The organism is Onishia niordana (genome assembly GCF_004798965.1).
GTDB lineage: Bacteria > Pseudomonadota > Gammaproteobacteria > Pseudomonadales > Halomonadaceae > Onishia > Onishia niordana.
Genome location: NZ_SDSD01000159.1, coordinates 1 through 240, shown reverse-complemented (window position 1 = coordinate 240; position 240 = coordinate 1). Strand labels below are relative to the sequence as shown.

The 240-nt window shown below is 43.3% G+C and carries 1 protein-coding gene; it reads left to right on the top strand.

The window, feature by feature from the left end; all coding sequences use genetic code 11:
• A partial coding sequence (locus ETC27_RS18340; RefSeq protein ID WP_500690370.1) for a hypothetical protein occupies positions 1-240 on the top strand: 240 nt, incomplete at both ends.

Sequence of the window (240 nt, the reverse complement as noted above, 5' to 3'; positions counted from 1 at the left end):
GGTGCGGGCGCTTCATGGTATTCGATACCTATTGCCTTAATTATTTTGGTTTTACTGTTTGCGCTGATTGGAAGTTATACACAGGTTATTCATGCCTATCCATCAGGAGGCGGAGCTTATCTGGTTTCAACAGAAAATCTCGGTACAATTCCAGGATTAATATCCGGTGGATCGCTTTTGGTCGACTATATGTTGACGGTTGCTGTATCTACAGCTTCAGGAGCTGATGCTATAACCTCA